Source organism: Pukyongia salina (assembly GCF_002966125.1).
GTDB classification, from domain to species: Bacteria; Bacteroidota; Bacteroidia; order Flavobacteriales; family Flavobacteriaceae; genus Pukyongia; species Pukyongia salina.
Genome location: NZ_CP027062.1, coordinates 2,668,448 through 2,688,235, shown reverse-complemented (window position 1 = coordinate 2,688,235; position 19,788 = coordinate 2,668,448). Strand labels below are relative to the sequence as shown.

General features: G+C 41.7%; 22 protein-coding genes and 1 other RNA gene. 10 read left to right on the top strand and 13 right to left on the bottom strand.

Going from position 1 to position 19,788, the window contains the following annotated elements:
* Positions 1-203 precede the first annotated feature (203 nt).
* Entirely contained in the window at positions 204-2,654 is a 2,451-nt protein-coding gene (gene lon, locus C5O00_RS12110; protein ID WP_105217101.1) for an endopeptidase La, read from the bottom strand.
* A gap of 287 nt (positions 2,655-2,941) precedes the next feature.
* Here lon and C5O00_RS12105 point away from each other — a divergent pair, with 287 nt between their 5' ends.
* Genes C5O00_RS12105 through C5O00_RS12090 form a run of 4 tightly spaced genes read left to right on the top strand, consistent with a single transcriptional unit; the run spans position 2,942 to position 5,780 of the window.
* Positions 2,942-3,427 carry an RNA polymerase sigma factor gene (locus C5O00_RS12105; RefSeq protein ID WP_317046421.1) on the top strand — a complete coding sequence of 162 codons (486 nt, stop codon included), beginning with the start codon at positions 2,942-2,944 and terminating at the stop codon, positions 3,425-3,427.
* Positions 3,424-3,966 carry a hypothetical protein gene (locus C5O00_RS12100; RefSeq protein ID WP_105217099.1) on the top strand — a complete coding sequence of 181 codons (543 nt, stop codon included), beginning with the start codon at positions 3,424-3,426 and terminating at the stop codon, positions 3,964-3,966. Before C5O00_RS12105 ends, C5O00_RS12100 begins: the two co-directional genes overlap by 4 nt.
* On the top strand, positions 3,950-5,029 hold the full coding sequence (locus C5O00_RS12095) for a hypothetical protein (protein ID WP_244592987.1): 1,080 nt from the start codon (positions 3,950-3,952) through the stop codon (positions 5,027-5,029). The genes C5O00_RS12100 and C5O00_RS12095 overlap by 17 nt, the downstream gene beginning before the upstream one ends.
* Before the next feature lie 19 nt (positions 5,030-5,048).
* A complete protein-coding gene (locus tag C5O00_RS12090) occupies positions 5,049-5,780 on the top strand; it encodes a head GIN domain-containing protein (RefSeq protein ID WP_244592986.1) in 732 nt (243 codons plus the stop codon).
* Positions 5,781-5,856: 76 nt separating this feature from the next.
* Here the strand turns inward: C5O00_RS12090 and C5O00_RS12085 are convergent, their stop codons facing one another.
* Genes C5O00_RS12085 through C5O00_RS12075 form a run of 3 tightly spaced genes read right to left on the bottom strand, consistent with a single transcriptional unit; the run spans position 5,857 to position 9,504 of the window.
* Positions 5,857-7,251, bottom strand: coding sequence for a DUF6252 domain-containing protein (locus C5O00_RS12085; protein WP_105217097.1), 1,395 nt, complete (start codon positions 7,249-7,251; stop codon positions 5,857-5,859).
* 56 nt (positions 7,252-7,307) lie between these two features.
* Complete coding sequence (locus tag C5O00_RS12080; protein ID WP_105217096.1) at positions 7,308-8,624, bottom strand: MFS transporter; 1,317 nt, start codon at positions 8,622-8,624, stop codon at positions 7,308-7,310.
* A 55-nt stretch (positions 8,625-8,679) separates the two neighbouring features.
* Positions 8,680-9,504, bottom strand: coding sequence for a M48 family metallopeptidase (locus tag C5O00_RS12075; protein WP_105217095.1), 825 nt, complete (start codon positions 9,502-9,504; stop codon positions 8,680-8,682).
* Between the two features lie 148 nt (positions 9,505-9,652).
* On the opposite strand from C5O00_RS12075, the gene C5O00_RS12070 reads away from it, so the two are divergent.
* The 5 genes from C5O00_RS12070 (at position 9,653) to lpdA (ending at position 12,784) form a co-directional block, all read left to right on the top strand.
* Complete coding sequence (locus C5O00_RS12070; protein ID WP_244592985.1) at positions 9,653-10,165, top strand: hypothetical protein; 513 nt, start codon at positions 9,653-9,655, stop codon at positions 10,163-10,165.
* Between the two features lies 1 nt (position 10,166).
* Complete coding sequence (msrB, locus tag C5O00_RS12065) at positions 10,167-10,646, top strand: peptide-methionine (R)-S-oxide reductase MsrB (protein WP_105217093.1); 480 nt, start codon at positions 10,167-10,169, stop codon at positions 10,644-10,646.
* Complete coding sequence (msrB, locus tag C5O00_RS12060) at positions 10,643-11,050, top strand: peptide-methionine (R)-S-oxide reductase MsrB (protein ID WP_105217092.1); 408 nt, start codon at positions 10,643-10,645, stop codon at positions 11,048-11,050. Before msrB (C5O00_RS12065) ends, msrB (C5O00_RS12060) begins: the two co-directional genes overlap by 4 nt.
* 49 nt (positions 11,051-11,099) lie before the next feature.
* Positions 11,100-11,324 (top strand): DUF6515 family protein, encoded by a 225-nt coding sequence (locus C5O00_RS12055; RefSeq protein ID WP_244592984.1) that lies wholly within the window; start codon positions 11,100-11,102, stop codon positions 11,322-11,324.
* Positions 11,325-11,407: 83 nt separating this feature from the next.
* Positions 11,408-12,784: a dihydrolipoyl dehydrogenase gene (gene lpdA / locus C5O00_RS12050; RefSeq protein WP_105217091.1), complete on the top strand. Its 1,377-nt coding sequence runs from the start codon at positions 11,408-11,410 to the stop codon at positions 12,782-12,784.
* Between the two features lie 51 nt (positions 12,785-12,835).
* Here the strand turns inward: lpdA and aroQ are convergent, their stop codons facing one another.
* From aroQ to C5O00_RS12020, 6 genes are all read right to left on the bottom strand, one after another.
* A complete protein-coding gene (gene aroQ, locus C5O00_RS12045) occupies positions 12,836-13,252 on the bottom strand; it encodes a type II 3-dehydroquinate dehydratase (protein ID WP_105217090.1) in 417 nt (138 codons plus the stop codon).
* A gap of 66 nt (positions 13,253-13,318) precedes the next feature.
* The gene (locus C5O00_RS12040; RefSeq protein WP_105217089.1) at positions 13,319-13,807 is read right to left on the bottom strand and encodes an outer membrane protein; all 489 of its coding nucleotides are present in this window, start codon (positions 13,805-13,807) and stop codon (positions 13,319-13,321) included.
* A gap of 105 nt (positions 13,808-13,912) precedes the next feature.
* Positions 13,913-14,452 (bottom strand): outer membrane beta-barrel protein, encoded by a 540-nt coding sequence (locus C5O00_RS12035; RefSeq protein WP_105217088.1) that lies wholly within the window; start codon positions 14,450-14,452, stop codon positions 13,913-13,915.
* Between the two features lie 154 nt (positions 14,453-14,606).
* Entirely contained in the window at positions 14,607-15,191 is a 585-nt protein-coding gene (locus C5O00_RS12030) for a porin family protein (RefSeq protein ID WP_105217087.1), read from the bottom strand.
* A 146-nt stretch (positions 15,192-15,337) separates the two neighbouring features.
* The gene (locus C5O00_RS12025; RefSeq protein ID WP_105217086.1) at positions 15,338-15,910 is read right to left on the bottom strand and encodes a porin family protein; all 573 of its coding nucleotides are present in this window, start codon (positions 15,908-15,910) and stop codon (positions 15,338-15,340) included.
* 152 nt (positions 15,911-16,062) lie between these two features.
* On the bottom strand, positions 16,063-16,611 hold the full coding sequence (locus C5O00_RS12020) for a porin family protein (protein ID WP_105217085.1): 549 nt from the start codon (positions 16,609-16,611) through the stop codon (positions 16,063-16,065).
* 95 nt (positions 16,612-16,706) lie between these two features.
* On the opposite strand from C5O00_RS12020, the gene xerD reads away from it, so the two are divergent.
* Positions 16,707-17,609, top strand: coding sequence for a site-specific tyrosine recombinase XerD (xerD, locus tag C5O00_RS12015; protein WP_105217084.1), 903 nt, complete (start codon positions 16,707-16,709; stop codon positions 17,607-17,609).
* 28 nt (positions 17,610-17,637) lie between these two features.
* On the opposite strand, the gene rny is transcribed toward xerD, so the two are convergent.
* The 3 genes from rny to C5O00_RS12000 all read right to left on the bottom strand — a co-directional run bounded on the left by rny (position 17,638) and on the right by C5O00_RS12000 (position 19,785).
* Entirely contained in the window at positions 17,638-19,203 is a 1,566-nt protein-coding gene (gene rny, locus C5O00_RS12010; protein WP_105217665.1) for a ribonuclease Y, read from the bottom strand.
* 132 nt (positions 19,204-19,335) lie between these two features.
* Positions 19,336-19,443: non-coding RNA, 6S RNA (ssrS, locus tag C5O00_RS12005), on the bottom strand.
* 51 nt (positions 19,444-19,494) lie between these two features.
* Positions 19,495-19,785, bottom strand: a complete 291-nt coding sequence (locus C5O00_RS12000) for a cell division protein ZapA (protein ID WP_105217083.1) — start codon at positions 19,783-19,785, stop codon at positions 19,495-19,497.
* Between the last annotated feature and the right edge of the window lie 3 nt (positions 19,786-19,788).

Here is a 19,788-nt window from a genome sequence, read left to right as displayed (position 1 = left end):
AAAAAGCGCCTGTGTTTTCAATCAAATCAAACCATACTGTGTTGTATTTACATGAATTAAACTACATGGATCTATGGCGTAATGTGATTGTCCTGACGGGCTACCAACCCTATTGCAGATAAACCATTGTATCTATAACTGAATTTGATATGTTGCCGGCAGGTCCGTGTTGAAAATTGTGAAAAACAAATCTCGAGCTCAGCCTAGAGCTTTTTAGCATTCTTCACTTTCTGATTGGTAAGTGCTACATCCAATACTTCGTCCATGTCCTTTACATAATGAAAGGTAAGCCCTTTCAGGTATTCCGGTTTTATTTCCTCAATATCACGCCTGTTATCTTCACATAGCATGATCTCCTTGATACGCGCACGTTTAGCGGCCAGGATCTTTTCTTTGATCCCTCCCACCGGAAGCACTTTACCTCTTAAAGTGATCTCTCCCGTCATTGCCAAACTCTTCTTTACTTTTCGCTGAGTGAATAAGGAGACCAAGGAGGTTAACATCGTTATCCCTGCACTTGGTCCGTCTTTAGGCGTAGCCCCTTCAGGAACATGAATATGTACATTGTATTTCTCGAATATATCAGGAGAAAGTCCTAGTTTTTCGGCATTGGATTTAATGAATTCCAGCGCTATGGTGGCCGATTCCTTCATCACTTTTCCAAGGTTTCCGGTCATGGTAAGCTGCCCTTTGCCTTTAGACAGAATAGACTCTATAAATAATATATCCCCACCAACCGAGGTCCAAGCCAGGCCGGTTACTACACCTGCTACTTCATTATTCTCGTATTTATCGCGTTCCATACGCGGCGCTCCTAGTACTTCTATGATCATTTCGTTGGTTACCTTCACTTCGTACGGTTCTTCCATCGCAATTTTCATGGCGGCATACCTAACCATCTTGGCTATCTGTTTCTCCAGACCACGTACACCACTCTCACGTGTATACCCCTCAACTATCTTTTCTAATTGTGGTTTGGCGATCTTAAGATGTGCTTTAGTTAGGCCGTGTTCTTTTAATTGCTTCGGAAGCAGATGTTTCTTAGCGATCTCAACCTTCTCCTCGATCGTATACCCGGAAACCCTGATGATCTCCATTCGGTCTCTTAGGGCCGGCTGAATGCTGCTTAAACTATTGGAAGTGGCGATAAACATCACCTTAGACAGATCGTAACCAAGTTCGAGGAAATTATCGTAAAAATCGTTGTTTTGCTCCGGATCTAACACCTCAAGCATGGCCGATGACGGATCCCCCTGATGGCCCATAGAAAGCTTATCGATCTCGTCCAATACAAAAACCGGATTAGAAGTGCCCGCTTTCTTGATATTTTGAACAATTCGGCCAGGCATAGCCCCAATATAGGTTTTCCGGTGTCCGCGAATCTCTGCCTCGTCCCTAAGTCCGCCAAGGGACATCCTCACGTAGTTTCGTCCCAAGGCTTCGGCTATCGATTTACCAAGAGAGGTTTTCCCCACTCCGGGAGGACCATACAGGCACAAGATGGGAGATTTCATATCATTCCGTAGCTTAAGCACAGCCAGGTATTCGATTATGCGTTTTTTCACATCTTCCAGTCCATAATGATCCCTGTCTAGTATCTTTCGAGCGCGTTTTAGATCGAACTTATCCTTGCTATATTCATTCCAAGGGAGATCCAGAATAAGTTCCAGGTAATTCCGCTGGATACTGAATTCGGCCACCTGCGGATTCATACGCTGCATTTTTGCCAATTCCTTATCGAAATGCTCTTTAATACTAGCATCCCATTTCTTGGTCTTGGCCCGGCTTCGCATTTCCTCAATTTCCGCTTCAGAAGAATTTCCTCCTAGTTCCTCCTGAATGGTCTTCATCTGCTGCTGTAAGAAATATTCACGTTGTTGCTGACTAATATCGCTCTCAACCTTGGATTGGATATCTTGTCTTAGAGATAGCTTCTGAATTTCCAGGTTCATATATCGCAGTGTTTCCAGAGCGCGATCCTTGAGGTCGTTGATCTCAAGAAGCTTCTGTTTCTCCGCCACACTGATATTGAGGTTGGAGGATACGAAATTTACCAGGAAGCTGGTGCTTTCAATGTTTTTAATGGCAAATGCGGCTTCGGAAGGAATATTGGGACTATCCTTTATGATTTCCAGCGCCATTTCTTTTATAGAATCTATGATGGCCTTGAACTCCTCATTGTCCCGGGCCGGGCGTGCCTCTGCGACTTCTTGTATAGTAGCCGTCATATAAGGATCTGTGGTGATCACTTCGTTGAGTTCGAAGCGCTTTTTCCCCTGGATGATTACGGTGGTATTTCCATCGGGCATTTTTAGCACTCTTAATATTTGTGCCACGGTGCCTATTCTGTTTATATCCTGTATTTCCGGTTCTTCCTTTGCCTCTTCCTTTTGAGAGACCACACCAATAACTTTATTTCCCTGATTGGTTTCGTTAATAAGCTTTATAGACTTATCTCGCCCGGCGGTGATCGGGATCACCACTCCCGGGAATAAAACAGTATTTCGCAAAGGCAGAATGGGCAGCACCTGAGGCAGGTCCTCTTTATTCATAGCGTCTTCATCTTCCGGAGTCATTAAGGGAATAAGATCTGCATCTTCGGTGAGATCCTGAAATGACAAACTGTCCACTGTCGTTAATTTCGTTTTAGCCATAATATGTTTTAAGACATTGTGTCACAATCTACGGATACCACAATGTTACTTTCGGTTTTATATTCGTTCAAACTCACGGAACCCCTTGTTTTTAAGGGATTCTCGACTTCATAGTTATTACCTTAGGTCAATTGTTATGCCATTTGGAAAAAAATTATTAACCCAGGTGTAACAAATTACCTAGAGGGTTATCTTTAGGGTAAACATATGTTTTTTAATTGACGCTAACCACTCAAAATATTAATACGTTACTCGTTCTTTGTAAACAGGGAAATCAGTTAGCCCAGATGGAAGTTTACAAAAGGTACCAGCAGGCCATGTTTAATATTTCACTGCGAATTGTGAAAGATAAGGCTGAAGCCGAGGACATCATGCAGGAATCTTTTATAACAGCTTTCAATAAACTGGATACTTTTAAAGGGGAAGCTTCTTTCGGTGCCTGGTTAAAACGAATTGTGATCAACAATAGTTTAACCCAATATCGAAAATTGAACCGTTACATAATGGTTTCAGATGAGGGCATTTCAGAAGAAACAGAAGAAGATCAATACGAAACCGATTTTGAAGACTATTCTGGTATCAAGGCTAAGAAACTGCTGGAATGTATGGGTGAATTGCATGAGAGTTATCATAGAATTTTGAACCTGCATTTCATTGAAGGATACGATTATGAGGAATTATGCGAAATATTAAATATCAGCTATGCAAATTGTCGTACCCTGATATCCCGTGCAAAGGAGAGTTTACGTAAAAAGTTAACACAAGCAATATGAAAAAAGATACTATTGAAACGCTATTTGAAAACCTGGAGGGGACGTTTGATGTGCACCAGACACCTCATGGACATGAAAAACGGTTTATGGATCGTTTAAATGCCCAACAGGAAAGCAAATTGAGCCGAAACTGGTGGAAACCTTTATCGATCGCAGCTTCGGTAGTTATTATTCTGGTGCTTGGCTTTACATTTTTGAAAAGCCCGGAGCAATCTCGAGAATTAGCAAGTGTTTCTCCGGAAATGGAACAAACACAGACTTTTTTCGTCTCAGCCATCAACAACGAGATCGATAAGCTAAAAAGTTTCGAAACTCCCGAAACCAAAGCTATGATCGACGACGCATTAAATAGAATAACCAACCTTGAAGAGGAATACCAGCAATTAAAGCTGGATCTTGTGGAAAGTGGAAATGATAAGAGGGTAATTTATGCCATGATCGCCAATTTCCAAAACAGGATCGACCTGCTTGAGCAGGTGGTTTCTATCGTCGAGGAAGTAAAAACCCTTAAAACGAATGAAAATGAAATTACTATTTAAATCCCTGATAATACTTTTAATGTTGCCGGTTATGGCGACAGCTAACGAAAAATTTAAAGGTAAGTATACCAAGACCAAAACGCTGAATAAAGAATACAGCGTAAATCGAAACGCAGCATTACAGGTTTCTAATTCTTATGGAAATATAGAAGTAACCACCTGGAATGAGAACAGAACTGTAATCGAAGTGACCATCACCACCAACGGTGATGATGAGGAGAAAGTTCAGAAACGATTAGACGAAATTAGTGTGGATTTCTCGGGGACGGCTTCCAAAGTAACGGCCAAAACTGTTTTTGGTGGAAATAAGAGTTCCTGGAATCTCTGGGGTAAGAAGAATAATGTCCATATGGAAATTAATTATTCGATAAAGCTTCCCGTAACCAATTCGGTAGACCTTTCCAACGATTATGGAGCTATAAGGTTGAACCGCCTGGAGGGTAATGCTAAGATCAACTGTGATTACGGCCAGATAGTAATTGGCGAACTTATGGCAGATGATAATTATCTGAATTTTGATTACACCAATAACTCAACAATTTCCTATATGAAGAGTGGCCGTATCAATGCAGATTACTCTGGATTTTCCATCGATAAGGCCGAACGCCTTGAAATAAATGCCGATTATACGAAATCTGAGATCGGTGAGGTTACCGACATTAATTACAATAGTGATTATGGAAAATTTGAAGTAGGTAAAGCGAAAAATCTGGTGGGAAGAGGAAGTTATATCCCTAATAAAATAGGCACGATCACCGGATCGCTTAATCTAAATTTGGATTATGGGTCCATCAATGTGGAACGTCTGGCTTCCTCGGTAAAGACAGTGATGATTAAATCTGATTATACAGCCGTGAAATTAGGCTATGACAGCGGATTGAATTTTGATTTTGTGGTAAAGTTATCTTACGCAGGATTTAATCACAGCGATGGTCTTAATATTACTACCAGTGATAAGAGCATATCCGACAAATTATACGAAGGATATAACAAAAGCAGGAATTCGGGTAATACCATTAATATAAATTCAACTTACGGTGGTGTAAGTTTAAAACAACAATAACTATCAAAAAACTAACAGTATGAAATCAATGATCAAATTTGTAATTGTGCTATTCCTAGTCCTTATGGGCACTGGAGAAGCAGTAGCCCAGTGGGGTTCAAAGAAAGTTAAAGGTAACGGTAATGTTACTTCCAGAACAGTAAACACTTCAAATTACGATGCCATAAAGAATTTTGGCTCTATAGATGTACATCTGAAAAAAGGTACTGAAGGAAATATCGTGGTGAAAACGGATGAGAATCTGCAGGAATACATTATCGTGGAAGTGGTCGATAATGCATTAAAGATTCGAACCGAAAATAATGTCTCGCTAAGTACCAAAAATGGTATACATGTGTATGTGCCTTTCGACGATATTTCGGAAGTTTCTCTTACAGGTTCGGGTGATGTAGATACCGAAGACCCTATTAATGGTGACGAACTAAAGATCACCCTTACAGGATCTGGTGATGTGGACCTGGCGGTGGCAGCCAATACCGTAAATACTACCCTAACCGGATCGGGCGATGTAGCAGTTCGTGGAACTACCACTAATTTAAACCTTCGAATTACTGGTAGCGGCGATTTTAATGGGAACGACCTACGATCCCAAAATACAGAAGTAACCGTATCCGGATCGGGTGACGCTACCGTTTACGCCAGTAACTTCTTAAAAGCCCGTGTCCATGGTTCTGGGGATGTGGTTTATAAAGGAAATCCCGATAAAAGGGATACCAAAGTCTCTGGTTCCGGAAGAATAAGTATGAACTAGAAAAACAATTTCAAATCAAAAAGAAAACCGCCAGTTCTTTAAAGAGCTGGCGGTTTTATTATTTAAAACAGAATGTTTAAAGTTCTACCGTGAATTCACCATTCGTTAAGCTATAGGTAGTAGGATCTGTACCGCTAAGATCTTCCGCAAAGAACAGGAAGGCCGCTTGTATTGTTCCTCCGGTTGAGAGATCATTGGTTAATACTATAATGCTACCATCTGTAGAAGTATATTCGGCTCCACCAACTTCAGTATAGAATTTCGCTATAGACTCTCCAGGGGTTAACATACTAACAAAATCGTAGCTTCCAGGTGCGAGATCCATTGGAAAACTAATTTCGACCATTTCTCCTGTTTCGCTGTTGTATCCTCTAGCGGTAACAGTTTGAGTACCGGAGAGATCAAATTCGAAGGCGTCTACAAAGTTCGCCATCCAACTTACTCCTTCAATTGTAGCGATCATTGAATTATTAACATTGGTAGCCGCTGGTTCGTAACGAAGTTCGAAAGATCCTTCTGTCACTTCAACCACTGTAGGATCAAATCCTAAGGGGTCTGTTGCCGTAAAAGAGAACGTCGCTACAATTCGTCCTGCCAGGGTATTGAATTCGGTGATCTCTATGGTTCCTGGGTTCGAAGACAGGTCTTCTGTTCCAAGGCCTGCGTTGTATTGTGCAATGAGTTTGGTTCCGTCTGATAACTGTTCCATCGAAAAAGTTCCAACTCCAAGGTCTTCAGGAATATCTATTCTGATCTTTTCGCCCGATGTGTTCAGGGCTATAATATTGATCATCGGAACATTTGAAATAACGTTTCTGGTGGTATTTACCGTCTGTGGAATAAAATCCTCCCCGTCCACTTTTGCGAAGAAAGGATCTAAAGTTCCTCCTCCTCCGCCACCGCCACCGGCGTCTTCGGTATAAGGAATGGAATTGAAAGCACCGTTGGAAATGGTGATATTCTCTATTACAGGATCTCCGTTTCCATCGGTTATGGGATTTCCTTCATTATCCAGGGCGATCCTCACCCCTTCAAAACTAAAATTCCCCGAAATGGTCATATCTGTATTGTTAATTTCGGTAATTTCTAATTGTCCGAAACCGCCTAAAGCAGCTGCAGAAATATAAGGATTAAGCTGATTGGCGTCTATATATACTCCGCTGTTCTCATTTCCTACGCCGGCCGAAATGTCGAACACACCTACGGCTCCATTTTCAATGGTAAGTGAGATGCTTTGTCCTGTTTCGGTGAGGGTTCCGGTTACGACAAGGGTATTCTGCGCATCGAAAACTGCAGAAGCTGTACCTGCTGTCCAGGCCTGACCTCCAATAGTTGCCACAAATTGTCCTTCTTCGGCTATCACAACCTCTTCTTGTGGAAATTCCCCTTCAAGGGGTTCGTTGTCGCAGGAAGAAAACTGGAGCGCAAGAAAAAATAACAATAACCAGCTACCTAGTTGAAATTTTTTCATAAGTAAGTAAGTTTTGTTTGGTAATAAACGCAAACATAAGTAAAAATTGTATAAAGTCAGGCATTTCGTGGAACTCTAAAGAGTAAAATAATACCTATGATAAAAAACACGATAAAGAATAGTACAGCATAGCGAATACTGCCTGTCACCTGGGCCACATAGCCATAACTAAACATCCCAATCACGATGCCTATCTTTTCGGAAACATCGTAAAAACTAAAATATGAAGCAGTATCCAGGGTTCCTTCAGGAATGAATTTAGAATAAGTAGACCGCGATAAGGATTGGATCCCTCCCATCACCAGTCCAACAAAGGCAGCTGTGACATAAAATTGTATAGGTTGGGTAATGGTATAGGCATAAATACATATTACTACCCAGATAAAATTTAAGGCAATGAGTGTTTTTATATTGCCAAATCTGGCCGATGACCGTGCAGTAAGTATGGCTCCTAAAACTGCCACCAATTGAATGAGCAGGATACTGACTATTAGTCCGAATGTAGGATCAGAATCCCCCCAATCCAACTCCTCGATCCCAAAGTAAGTGGCAACAAGCATAATGGTTTGGACAGCCATGCTATAGACGAAAAATGCGGCCAGGTAACGCCTCAAAACTTTGTTATGAGCCAATTGCTTTAGTATTTTATTGATCTCCTTGAAGCCATTGAACAGCAGGTGCCGGGTAAATTTCTCTTTTTTATTTCCCTTCGGAAGGTAATAATAGGTGTATTGACTGAATCCTATCCACCACACACCTGTAAGTACAAAAGACAGCCTGGTAGGAAGGCCTTCGTCTTCAAAGCCGAAAGATTCGTGAAATAGAATCATCGCAAGGCAAATAAGAAGTAGCAATACACTTCCAATATAACCCATCGAGTATCCCTTTGCGCTGATCTTATCCTGTTGTTCGGGAAACGCTATATCTGGGAGATACGAATTGTAGAATACCAGGCTGGCCCAAAAACCGATTAAAGCGAGGAAATAACACAACAATCCGAACCAAAGAAATTCCAGTGAGAACCAAAATAATCCTATACAGGAAACGGCTCCCAAATAACAAAAGAACTTCATAAAGATCTTCTTGTTCCCTACGTAATCCGCAATTCCACTAAGTAAAGGGCTTAAAATTGAAACCATTAAAAAAGCGGCTGCCGTAACATAGCTTATCAAGGTGTCATTGTTCCAGTCGTAACCAAGAAATGTTACCGTATCGTCCAGGATCTTACCGTTTTCATCTTTCAGAAGTGTAAGAGCGCCATAGAAAATCGGGAAAACAGCCGATGCTATAACCAGGCTGTACACGGAGTTCGCCCAGTCGTAAAACGCCCAGGCATTTAATAGTTTCTTACTTCCCTTGGGTAGGTTGGCCATAAAAAAAGCTGCCGTGAATTGGCAGCTTCTAAAGTAATAAAATTATTTGGACGTATTATTTCTTTTTAAAAGTGGTAACCCCATATTTCCTTGCTTCGGCTTTTGCCTCTGGGGCCCAACTGGTAATATTGTTAATTCGCGTCTGGCTAGAAGGGTGCGTACTCAAGAATTCCGGGGGTGCCTGTCCGCCCGCATTTGCCTGCATCCTTTTCCAAAGGTTTGCTGCTTCTATGGGATCGTATCCCGCAATGGCCATTAGGGTGAGCCCGATGCGATCGGCCTCGCTTTCATGACTACGGCTAAAAGGTAACATAACACCTACAGTCGAACCAAGTCCGTAATATTTATTAAAATCTTCCTGTGCCTCAGGATCTTTAGACAAAGCTACGTTTCCGGCCACTGCAACTAATCCCTGGTACTGAGCGGCGCTCATACGCTGCTGTCCGTGATTGGCGAGAGCGTGTGCCACTTCGTGTCCCATAACCGCAGCAATTCCCGCATCGTTCTGGGCAATAGGTAATATTCCGGTATAGAAAACAATCTTCCCTCCCGGCATACACCAGGCATTCACAGCCGGATCATCTACCAGATTGTATTCCCATTGATAGTCTTTTAGATATCCGGCATAACCATTAGCATTTAACCATCTCTCCGATGCGGTAGCAATCTGTTGGCCAATGGTTTTAATCTTATTGGCCTGAGCCGTTCCGGTTATTACTTTATTTTCGGCTAAAAACTGGTCGTATTGCTGAAATGCCATAGGAAAGATCTGGGAATTCGGTACCAGAGCCATTGTCTTCTTACCTGTAAAAGGATTAGTAGCGCAAGCAACCATAAAGACGGCAACTCCTAGCAGGGATAGTGTTTTTTTAATATTCATTTCGATCTTATTTTTATTTTCTTTAAAGTTAGTGAAAAATCAAATTTTATTCCACCTTTAATACAAAGGCAAAAGATATACCATTATTTTTGAACAACTAAACAGATGGAACGACTTTTGATACCACTAGTCGAAAACACATAAAATTATGAAAAACCTACTCTTATTCTTAGCATTTACTTCAATGATCATTTTAACCTCTTGTGAAGGAGACCAGGGACCTCCGGGTGAACCGGGTATTAATATTCTCGGACAGGTTTTCGAGGTGACGGTCGACTTTACCCCCGGAAACGGCTTTAGTCAGGTTGTAGACTTCCCGAACAATGTTGAAGTGTTTGAAAGTGATGCCGTTCTAGTTTATCTGCTAGAGGATGTGATACCCGGAAACGGAGGAAACATCGATGTATGGAGCCAATTACCTCAAACTTTCTTCGTGGGAGATAATACCCTGGTGTATAGTTTCGACCATACATTTTTGGATGTACGATTATTCCTGGATGGAAATTTCGACCTAAGTACGTTAGGTAGTGCGTTTACAGACGACCAAACTTTCCGAATTGCGGTAGTTCCTTCCGAATTTGCCAACGCAGATCTAAGCATGGAACAATTACTGCAAACGATCAATCTGGAAGTAACAGATATTCAATCTATCGGAAATTAATATGAAATCATTTGCATTGTTCGTTTTCGCTTTTATGGCCTTAAGCTGTAATTCGAAAGCGCAGGAAAAAGAAAAAAAAGAATCCTTTCCAATTACCAAAACGGAAGCCGAATGGAAATCAGAACTGAGTGAACTGGAGTACTATGTGCTTCGTGAAGCCGGTACCGAGAGACCATTCACCAGTGAGTGGAACAAAAACTATGAAAAAGGGACCTATGTTTGCGCCGCTTGCCAGACACCTCTTTTTAAAAGTGAACACAAATTCGACAGTGGAACTGGATGGCCTAGTTTCGACAGGGAGATCGAAGGTAATGTTGCCTTCGATACAGATTACAAGATTGGCTATGCACGTACCGAAGAACACTGCGCAACTTGCGGAGGACATTTGGGTCATGTATTTAATGACGGCCCGAGAGAGACCACAGGGAAGCGTCATTGTATCAACGGTGCTGCCCTGGATTTTATACCTGAAGGACAATGACAGAGAAACGATATCCCATAGAAAAGACCGAAGATGAATGGTTAGCCGAACTAGGCCCGGAAAGATACAGGATACTGCGTCTAAAAGGAACTGAGCGCCCGTTTACCGGGGAATATAATATTCATGCGGAAAAAGGAATCTACGCTTGTGGTGCATGTAAGACACAGCTATTTGACAGTAGTAGTAAATTTGACAGCGGATGCGGATGGCCTTCTTTTGATGATGCAATTGAAGGAACGGTAGAATATGTTCGTGACACAACTCACGGTATGATCCGCACCGAAATCCTGTGTGCAAATTGCGGCAGTCATTTGGGCCATGTGTTCAATGATGGTCCTACTGCCACAGGGCAACGCTACTGCGTAAATTCCCTATCGGTTGATTTTGAGCAAGGTACAGATTAAACCATCCTGGTAGAAAAGCGTCATAGTATAAAACACTAAACTTTATATTATGAAACGCTATCTATTAATTTTCGCACTTGGAATATTCTTTTTTACGAGCTGTGCAACGCGAGTAGTTACTACGGCACCCGCAACGAATACAAAAGTTGTTGTGGTTAAAAAAGCACCTAGAAATCACAAGGTTGTTGTTGTTAAAGGCAAGCGCTATTACACTTGGAATGGAAAGCATTATCGCAAAACCAACCGGGGTTATGTATTAGTGAGTATTCGCTAAGCTAAAAAAACGAGCTGTCCTTCTTCATTACACATACATTTCGTAAATTCGTTCCTTCAATTAAACGTTACTAATTCAAGGAAATGAGCAAATACGATATTATTGTTTTAGGTAGTGGACCGGGAGGTTATGTTACCGCCATCAGAGCTTCACAATTAGGATTCAAAACAGCCATCATCGAAAAGGAGAATCTGGGTGGGGTATGCCTCAACTGGGGTTGTATACCTACAAAGGCCCTATTGAAAAGTGCGCAGGTTTTCGAATATCTGAAGCATGCCGAAGATTACGGACTTTCGGTAAAAGAGGCCGATAAAGACTTTGGTAAAGTGGTGGAGAGAAGCCGCGGGGTTGCCGATGGGATGAGTAAAGGTGTTCAATTCCTGATGAAAAAAAATAAGATCGATGTAATTGAAGGCTTCGGAAAATTGAAAGCCGGAAAGAAGGTTGATGTAGATGGAACCGAATATACTGCGGATCATATAATCATCGCCACCGGAGCTCGTTCAAGAGAGTTACCTAATTTGCCTCAAGACGGTAAAAAGGTTATTGGTTACCGCGAGGCAATGACGCTTAAAACACAACCCAAGAGTATGATCGTTGTGGGAAGTGGAGCCATCGGGGTGGAATTTTCTAATTTCTACAATTCCATGGGAACCGACGTAACAATCGTTGAATTCCTGCCTAACCTTGTTCCTTTGGAAGATGAAGAAATTTCAAAGCAATTTGAACGAATCTTCAAGAAATCGGGAATTAAAGTAATGACCAATTCCTCTGTTGAAAGTGTGGATACCTCAGGTAAAAAGGTAAAAGCCACAGTGAAAACTCGAAAAGGAGAGGAAGTTTTGGAAGCAGATGTTGTGCTCTCCGCTGTTGGGATCGCGTCAAATATCGAAAATATAGGTCTTGAGGATGTTGGTATTGTAACCGACAAAGGAAAGATCATGGTAAACGACTGGTACCAAACAAACATTCCAGGTTATTATGCCATTGGAGATGTGGTTCCGGGCCCTGCACTGGCGCATGTTGCTTCGGCAGAAGGGATTACCTGTGTTGAAAAAATTGCAGGCATGCACGTAGAGCCGATCGATTACGGTAACATTCCTGGTTGTACGTATACAAGCCCCGAAATTGCCAGTGTTGGAATGACAGAAGCCCAGGCGAAAGAAGCCGGTTACGACTTAAAAGTTGGGAAGTTTCCATTCTCAGCCAGTGGTAAAGCGAGTGCTGCAGGTACCAAAGATGGATTTGTAAAAGTGATCTTCGACGCCAAGTATGGCGAGTGGCTGGGTTGCCACATGATTGGAGCCGGCGTGACAGATATGATCGCAGAGGCGGTCGTGGCCCGTAAATTAGAAACAACAGGGCATGAAGTATTAAAAGCTATCCACCCTCACCCTACTATGAGTGAAGCGGTAATGGAGGCTGTTGCCGATGCGTATGGAGAAGTAATTCACCTATAACTGTTGACAGACATAAAGTGTAAAGCGTCCTCAATCGGGGCGCTTTTTTTATTAGTTGATGAAAGATTGCACTGCCAGTTCGTAGCTCTGCAGGCCAAACCCCATGATAAGACCTCTCGCGACGGGTGTGATAAACGATTCGTGCCTGAATTCCTCTCTTGAAGACGTATTGGATATATGAACTTCGATAACGGGAGTTGTAATAGCGCTAACTGCATCTCTTATTCCTACAGAGGTGTGAGTGTATGCAGCCGCATTCAGGATTATACCGTCAAAACTAAAACCCACTTCCTGGATCTTATCTATTATTTCTCCTTCAATATTACTTTGGAAATGTTGGATCGTTATCCAGTCGTATTTACTCTTCAGAGTTTCAAAAAAATCCTCGAAGGTAAGATCACCATAGATGTCTGTTTCCCGTTTACCGAGAAGATTAAGGTTAGGCCCGTTTATGATCATGATCTTCATAGCTCAAATATATAGAATAAAAAATTCGGAGCGTAAAGCTCCGAATTCAAACTATTTTAAATTCGATTAAAAATCGAATAGTAGTCCCAGTCGTGCATGAAAATATCCGGCATCCAGGATCACATATTTTGCTTCTGCAAATACATTTACGTTATCGATAATGTTGTATTTGTAACCGGCTCCGGCATTAAAACCAAAGTCATTACTGGAAGTTTCCGATTCCTGACCGATCGATCCACCACCAAGTCCTTGTTGTTTCAACGTAATGCTGAGATATTCTCCACCACCTAGAAGGTATACTTCGTCGTAAACCTTATAGCGTGCATTTAAATCCACTGCGAACCATTTTGCACGTGTAGATTTGGCATCGGCCACCGAATAGGTTGCATCTGTAGAAACACCCCATTTTTCTGAGAATTCATAAATAAGATCACCAGTAGCACCAAAAGACCCTATCTCTGTTAGATAACCTCCGGAAACAGCTGCGCCGAATCCCTGTGCCATTGCATTATAAAAACTTACAAGCAGTAATAAGATAAAAATTGTTTTTTTCATAGGACATGTTGTTTGAGGAACAAAATTACACCTTTAAACCAAAAAAAACAGGACAAATATGTCCTGTCTTAAAAATTAACTATTATTTCTTTCTCTCTGTACCGATCAGAAGAATTTTCCTAACGATATACTTAAATTTCGGTTTCGAGCGTCGAAATTTGGGATGAGATCGCTAAATCCCATATCGTATTGCACATTGACGAAGAGCTCGAAGGGAAATTCGTACTGGGCGGCAACCAACCCTCCTATGTTTGTGCTTTCAAAATTTGTGATATCGTCCTGATCTACAGAAGCATGTATATTGAATCCAACCAGCGGGCCTGCTTGAAGGCTTAAGCCATCCACAACTTCGTAATCGGCTTTGGCCTCAACAACAACATAGTTGGCCTTTATGTCTAAACCGCGATCTTTCCAACCCTGGATGGAAATTGCCACCACGGGTTGAACCGAGAACTTTTCGGTTATTCCTATGTCGACAACAGCCCCAACTCTAAAGCCGGTTCGGCCGTCGGTATTCTTAGTATCATCGCCGTTAACTCCCGAGAAGTTAACCCCGGCGCTAGCGCCAAATCTTAGTTCTCCCTGAGCATGAAGTGAAGTAAAGCTGCAAAATAGAATTGCTGAAATAAAGAGTAGTTTTTTCATGATTGAATTGTGTTTAGTTAGATTGAATTGTGTTTAGTTAGATTGAATCAGTTCATTCAATCTTACATCGATAAAAAACTCATACGTCATCAAATATTGAAATAAAAAAAGCAGGACTTCCGTCCTGCCTTCAGTAATAAAATGTGTTATTAGATTAAAAGAACCAACCTGCGGCTACACTAAGAACCGAGTTTTTGGCATCTGTTTCGAAAGTAACTCCTTCGATAGTCGTATCCCCTATCACATTAGAAAGACCTATAGAATAACGAGCTTGAAAGAACAGTCCCAAAGGAGTTCTGTATTGCGCACCGATAGCCGCTGAAAAATCTACGCTTTCTGCACCAATAGATGCTGTTTCACCATCAAGTTCGGCCTCATCTGTAATATTGATCCCAACCTGAGGACCTCCCTGAAGGCTAAACCCCTCTGCCAGTGTAAAGTCTGCCAGCACAGGAATATTGATGTAGTCCAGTTTCCCCTTAACTTCACCAAAAGCTGTGTCTTGAGTATACCCCTGGGCAGAATAAACTACCTCCGGTTGAACTGCAAAAAGTTCTGAAATACCAATATTAACTACTCCACCCACCTGAAAACTGGTTCTGCCGTCCAGGTCATCTGCATCGTCTCCGTTAAGCGAGGCAAAGTTCGCACCTGCCTTGGCACCGAAGCTTATGCTCTGGGCCTGAACCGTGGTAAAGGACAATACTGCTACTGCAGCAACTAAAAATAAGTTTCTCATAATATAAGTTGTTAAGTTAATTTGATTAAAGCTACTAAATTAATGATATAGCCTGCCATGGTAGGACGTTTCTATTTATTAAGATACTTATCAACAAAAAAATAGAAGGGTCGCCCCTTCTATTTTATTCTGTATTTCCTTTAAGTTTACTCCGAATCTCCTCCGTTGAAATCGAACATATAGCCCAGGTTAAAACTTAAATTACATGGCTTGGCATCGAAATTGTCGAAAAGATCTATAAATCCCATGTCGTATCGTGCCTGTAGATATAAACCATTACCAAATTCGTATTGAGCACCAATTAAAGCTCCAAAATTAAAAGTTTCGAGACCTTCAATACTACCCTGGTTTTCTCCGTCTACTTCTACTTCATCTGAAATTACGAATCCGAAAAGCGGGCCACCCTGAAGACTAAGTCCGTCAATTATCTCGTAATCGGCTGCTATGGGAATATCGATATAATCGACCTTAATCTTAATTTCTCCTTCCTTCCAACCACGCATTGAGTAGCGTATTTCGGGTTGAATGCCGAAATCTTCAGAGATACTAAGATCTCCTACAACACCAATATTCAATCCTGTTCGAACCTCAGGATCCTGAGCATCGTCTCCGCCAACATTCGATAAGTTTACCCCGGCAGTAGCACCCCAATTAAATCCCTGTGCGTTCAGGCTGGTGCCTGCAAGCACTAAAACGACTAACAGTATTAGCTTTTTCATAATTAAAAAGTTTGGTTAATTATGATAAATGTACTAAATATTTGATTATCAGAGCTATAAGAAATATAGCTCAATGTGAACAGTTTATTAACAGTTTGATTACCAATAAATAAGGCGGCTCGATGGCCGCCTTTGTATATTCGTCTTTAAAACTAGAGGAATGAGTATCCTATCGCTAGTGTTACAACACTGTTTTTACCACTTCCAGTCTCTGGAACGTCGTTAAGTCCGAAGTTATAACGTCCACTTACTCGTATTCCAAATGGGAAATCGTAACCTGCTCCCACAACTCCGGAAACATCAAAATCGTTTGTAGCGATATCATTTATCACTTCTCCGATCACCGTTTGTGTGTCATCGTTCACCAGTACACCAAATTGTGGTCCCGCCTGGATGTTCAGGCCTTGTGCTACATAGTATTTAACAAGGATAGGAACATTTACATAATCAAGGTTAAATTCACCCAATTCGAATTCGGCACCCTGTTGCGAGTACAGTAATTCACCTTGTAAACCAAGATTGTCATTCAATTTCCCACCTAAGAATACTCCGGCTACAAATCCGGTTCGGTTAGACAACCCGCTCGCATCGGTAATATTAGCAAAGTTAACACCGGCCTTTACACCAAAATCCAGACCCTGAGCCTGAGAGGTTAAGGTAAATATCGAAAACACTGCGGCTAATAAAATGAATTTTCTCATAGAGTTTATTTTTTAATTGTTGATTTAACTAACGCAAAAATAAGTACAATATTCTTAAAACAAATAGTAAATTGAAGGCAGTATCTGTTTTCACCATGAAGTGGCAAAACCTACGTAAAGACTATGTAAATTACCTTCGGCTTGAGCGAGGGCTTTCAGAAAATTCTATTCTGAATTACAGTAGAGATATAAAAAAATTAGAGAACTGGTTAACTGAAAATGAGATAGATACCTCACCTAAATCAATTTCAGAAGAGATTGTTCAGCAGTTTATTTATGAAGTAGCCAGGAAGGTAAATCCCAGGTCTCAAAGCAGGCTCATTTCTGGATTAAGAGGATTTTTTAACTATCTGGTATTTGAAGATTATCGTAAGGACAACCCTATGGAGCTTATCGAAAGCCCTAAAACCGGCCGTACCTTGCCCGATACATTGTCTACTAACGAGATCGATCAACTCATCGGAGCAATAGATCTAAGTTTGCCACAGGGAGAAAGGAACCGTGCCATCATTGAAACACTTTATGGCTGTGGATTGCGTGTTTCGGAACTTATAGGTTTAAAGATCTCCGACCTATTCTTCGACGAAGGCTTTATAAAGGTTACCGGGAAAGGAGATAAGCAACGATTTGTACCTATCGGTGCGCATACTATAAAGTATATTGATCTGTATCGTGAAGGAGTGCGAGTACATGAGAAAATACAGGCTGAAGCTGCGGACACGCTTTTTCTCAACAGGCGCGGCAAAGCACTAACTCGGGCCATGATATTCACTATCGTCAAGCAATTAGCCGAAAAGGCAGGTATAAAGAAGAATATCAGTCCGCACACTTTTCGTCATTCGTTTGCCACCCATCTCCTGGCCAACGGTGCCGACCTGAGGGCTATTCAGCAAATGCTGGGCCATGAGAGCATCACTACAACCGAGGTATATACTCATATAGATAAGCGGCATCTCACAGAAGTTATTAATCGGTATCACCCTCGAAAAGAGCCGTAAAAAAACCTCCCGTATGGGAGGCTTGATTTTATTTTGCAATGTTGACGGCCCTGGTTTCCCGTATAACTGTCACTTTTACCTGGCCGGGATACGTCATATCGGTTTGGATCTTTTGAGATATTTCGAAAGAGAGCTGTGCCGCTTTCTCATCACTTACTTTTTCACTTTCCACCATCACCCTTAATTCGCGTCCTGCCTGAATGGCGAAGGCTTTATTTACTCCATTAAAACCGAAGGCAATTGCTTCCAGGTCTTTAAGACGCTGGATGTAAGAATCCAGCACCTGGCGCCGTGCTCCCGGGCGAGCTCCGCTAATAGCATCACACACCTGAACGATGGGCGATAATAAGTTGGTCATCTCTATTTCATCGTGGTGGGCACCAATTGCATTACATACATCTGGTTTTTCACCATACTTTTCTGCCCATTGCATTCCCAAGATAGCATGAGGTACTTCGGTCTCAGATTCCGGTACTTTCCCTATATCGTGTAGTAGCCCTGCTCGTTTCGCAAGTTTGGGATTAAGACCTAATTCCGAAGCCATGACACCGCAAAGTTTGGCTACTTCCCTTGAGTGATGTAAGAGGTTCTGCCCGTAAGACGATCTGTATTTCATTCGGCCTACTGCTTTGATCAATTCAGGGTGAAGGCCATGAATACCAAGATCGATCACGGTTCGCTTACCTACCTCAATGATCTCCTCCTCTATTTGTTTGGTAGTTTTCTTTACAACTTCTTCTATGCGTGCAGGGTGAATTCGCCCATCGGTAACAAGTTTGTGTAGTGATAGTCTGGCCACTTCCCTTCTCACCGAATCAAAACAAGATAAAATGATGGCTTCGGGTGTGTCGTCAACAATGATCTCAACTCCTGTAGCAGATTCTATGGCCCGGATATTTCGACCTTCCCGGCCAATGATCCTACCCTTAACGTCATCACTTTCCAGGTTGAACACCGAAACGCAATTCTCGATCGCTTCTTCGGTGCCAATGCGTTGAATTGAGTTGATAATGATCTTTTTTGCTTCTTGCTGTGCGGTAAGTTTGGCTTCTTCAACAGAGGATTGAATAAACGCCATAGCATCTGTCTTTGCCTCTTCTTTTAGGCTTTCAATTAGTTGTGCCTTTGCATCGTCTGCAGACAGGCTGGAGATCACTTCAAGTTGTTCGATCTGGCTACGATGCATTTTCTCCACTTCCCCTTGTTTCTTATGAAGGAAATTGAGCCGTTCTTCGTATTCCTTTCGCTTGCTTTCCAGCTCGGCGTTAAGTTTCTTATTCTTTGAAAGCTCACTGGAGACCTGAGATTCCTTATCTCTTACCCTTTTTTCTACGTCCGAGATCTTCTTGTCACGGTTTAGGATCACCTTTTCGTGCTCTGCTTTAAGTTCCAGGAACTTTTCCTTAGCCTGGAGTATTTTATCTTTTTTTATTGCTTCCGATTCTACCTGCGCCTCTTTTACTATCGACGCTGCTGTCTTTTTAGCTTGCTTGGTGAGTCTGGAGGCATTATTCCGTTCAAAGAACTTTGCTATTAAAAATCCCACAGCCACACCTACGACAGCTGCTATAATATACGCTACTATATTGTCCATTATTTCAGTTATTTTGTTAGTCCCTGTGTTAACAGGAAGGTTTCTAAAGGTGTCCCGGCCTCTCTGGGCCAAATGGGACGACTATCAATTGAAACCATAAAAAAAGCCTATACTAATAATGTGATTTTGAATAAACTCCTTAAAAACAAGTTTAGGGCTAACAAGCTGGTCAAGTATCCGCTCAAAGACGGCTCGCTTTTACAACTTTAACTCACCCTTTTTAAAGAATTCGTGTTGAGTTTACCAAAAATAATATTAGTATAGGCAGTAACCTTTTTATTTTAAAGAACGTTACGACAAGTGTTCCTGCAACAACTGATTTAATGAATTCAGCTTTTCTTCTATTTGTTGCGAATCGGTTTCCTTATCGATTGCTTTTTGCTCTACCTGGGCTGCAAATTGTAAGGCACACATAGCCAAAACATCCTGTTTATCCCGTACGGCATAGCTCTTCTCGAACCGTTTTATCATCTCTTCTATCTTCTTTGCCGCCTTTCGTAAACCCTCTTCTTGTGATGGATCGATGGTTAGAGGATATACTCTATCGGCAATAGATAGTTTTATTTTTAGCTGGTTCGACATATT